Origin of the sequence: Streptomyces sp. KR55, from assembly GCF_052245645.1 — a bacterium.
In the GTDB taxonomy this organism is placed as follows: Bacteria; Actinomycetota; Actinomycetes; order Streptomycetales; family Streptomycetaceae; genus Streptomyces; species Streptomyces flavusporus.
In genome coordinates this window covers 1-2,064 of the sequence record NZ_JBQQCE010000839.1, presented here as the reverse complement: position 1 = coordinate 2,064, position 2,064 = coordinate 1, and the positions used below count along the sequence as shown (strand labels likewise).

Here is a 2,064-nt window from a genome sequence, read left to right as displayed (position 1 = left end):
CGGACATGGCCGACCTGTTCGAGTTCCTCATCGGCACCGGCCTGCGCAAGGGCGAAGCCCTCGGCCTGCACTGGGACGACGTCCACCTCACCGAACGCGTTCTCTACGTGCGCTGCACACTCTCCGCGATCGACAACAACCGGCTCGTCATCACCCCGCCCAAGACCCGCTCCAGCAAGAACTGGGTGGCCATCTCACCCCGCGTCGCCGCCGCCCTCCGGCACCGCACCCGCTCCAGCGCCCGCACCCACGGCGCCCCGGGCACCCCCTTCAGAGGACTGGTCTTCTGCCGACCCGACGGCCGGCCACTGCGGCCCAGCAGCGTTCTGGACCGGCTCCGGCAACTGTCCGACGAAGCGGGTGTTCCCCGGGTGACCGTTCACAATCTGCGGCACCTGGCGGCCACCCTCACCATCACCGCCGGTGTGCCGCTCACCGTGGTCTCCAAGACCCTGCGCCACTCCACCCTGTCGACCACGGCCAACATCTACGGCCACCTCACCCAGCAAGCCGCCCGCGAAGCCGTCGACACCATCGAGCAGACGCTCACGCGGGCCGAGCAGAATGCCGACCGGCAGGCCCGACAGAAGCGACTGCGATCACCACGCGACCACATCCAACGCCTCCGCGAAGCCCTCAACCGGCTCCGCAACCCCGCCCCGCCCGGCTTCTGCACCCCCGCGAACCGGCCCCAGAGCCGGCCTGCGACCACACTGCGACCACCAGCCCTCCAGGAACGCGAAAGGCCGCCCTCCCGCAAACGAGAGAACGGCCTCCGACCTGCATCAAAGCTGGTCGGGACGACAGGATTTGAACCTGCGACCCCTTGACCCCCAGTCAAGTGCGCTACCAAGCTGCGCCACGTCCCGGTGCCGTCTGACCTGGGATTTCCCCTGGCCGAACGCGCATGGAAACAATACCGCACTCGGGTCGGTGGTCGCGCACCCGATTATGCGTGGCCGGCGAACGGGCACCTCGCCGACGAGTGACGCTTGACCTGAAGTTTGGTCGAGGTTGCACGATCGTCCATATGACGATCACCGACGAAGGCACGCGTACGTACGGCTACCCCGACCTGCCCCGCCTGATGGCCCTCATGACCGGCGACGAGAAGCACGGACCTGCGGCGACATCCACGCTGGACGTGCTGTGGGTGCTCTACGACCGGGTGCTGCGGGTCGAGCCGGGGCGGCTGGAGGACCCCGGGCGGGACCGGTTCCTGCTGTCCAAGGGGCACGGGCCGATGGCGTACTACGCGGTCCTGGCCGCCAAGGGTTTCGTCCCGGTGGACTGGTTGCCCGGCTTCGGCTCCTACGACTCCCCGCTCGGGCACCACCCCGACCGGATGCTGGTGCCGGGGGCCGAGATCGGCAGCGGCTCGTTGGGGCACGGGCTGCCGATCGCCGTCGGCACGGCGCTGGGGCTGCGCGTCCAGGGCCTGGTCGAACCGCGGGTGTGGGTGCTGATCGGGGACGCCGAGCTGGACGAGGGCAGCAACCACGAGGCGATCGCCTTCGCCGGGCCCGCCGGACTGGACCGGCTGCACACCGTCGTCGTGGACAACGCCTCCGCCAGCCATGCCCGGCCCGGCGGCATCGCCGCTCGCTTCGAGGCGGCGGGCTGGTCCACGGTGACCGTCGACGGCCGCGATCATGCGGCACTGTACGCCGCCTTCACCACGCCGCACCCGGGCCGCCCGCACGCGGTCGTGGCCCGGGTGGAGCCGAAGTCCGCGTGACGCGGCGATCGGTCCCGGCCTGCAGAACCAGTTCACTCGCCTACGGCCTGCCTCAGAGAAGGAGCCGACTTCCATGGACACCATGCGTGACCGTTTCGCCCCCGTGATCTCCCGGTTGCTCGACGAGGATCCCCGGGTCGCGGTCGTCCTGGCCGAGATCGGTGTGGACGGCTTCGCCGACGCCCGGAGCCGGCACCCCGACCGGGTGATCAACGTCGGTATCCGCGAGCAGCTGCTCATCGGGACGGGCGCGGGGTTGGCGCTGACCGGGCTGCGGCCGGTCGTGCACACCTTCGCCAGCTTTCTGGTCGAGCGGCCGTTTGAGC

General features: G+C 70.2%; 2 protein-coding genes, 1 tRNA gene and 1 pseudogene. 3 read left to right on the top strand and 1 reads right to left on the bottom strand.

Annotated elements, in window-relative coordinates; genetic code table 11:
* On the top strand, nucleotides 1-830 hold an 830-nt coding region (locus ACTWQJ_RS50800; protein ID WP_443313104.1), incomplete at its 5' end, for a site-specific integrase.
* Here the strand turns inward: ACTWQJ_RS50800 and ACTWQJ_RS50795 are convergent.
* A tRNA-Pro gene (locus ACTWQJ_RS50795) sits at nucleotides 793-869 on the bottom strand. The genes ACTWQJ_RS50800 and ACTWQJ_RS50795 overlap by 38 nt on opposite strands.
* Nucleotides 870-1,030: 161 nt before the next feature.
* On the opposite strand from ACTWQJ_RS50795, the gene ACTWQJ_RS50790 reads away from it, so the two are divergent.
* Together ACTWQJ_RS50790 and ACTWQJ_RS50785 are read left to right on the top strand one after the other, a co-directional pair.
* Nucleotides 1,031-1,738 carry a transketolase gene (locus ACTWQJ_RS50790; RefSeq protein WP_443313103.1) on the top strand — a complete coding sequence of 236 codons (708 nt, stop codon included), beginning with the start codon at nucleotides 1,031-1,033 and terminating at the stop codon, nucleotides 1,736-1,738.
* 73 nt (nucleotides 1,739-1,811) lie between these two features.
* Nucleotides 1,812-2,064, top strand: a pseudogene (locus ACTWQJ_RS50785) (transketolase); the annotation flags it as partial.

Excerpts from the sequence above, each read along its gene's own strand:
- ACTWQJ_RS50790 (WP_443313103.1), top strand. The coding sequence starts at position 1,031 with ATGACGATCACCGACGAAGGCACGCGTACGTACGGCTACCCCGACCTG.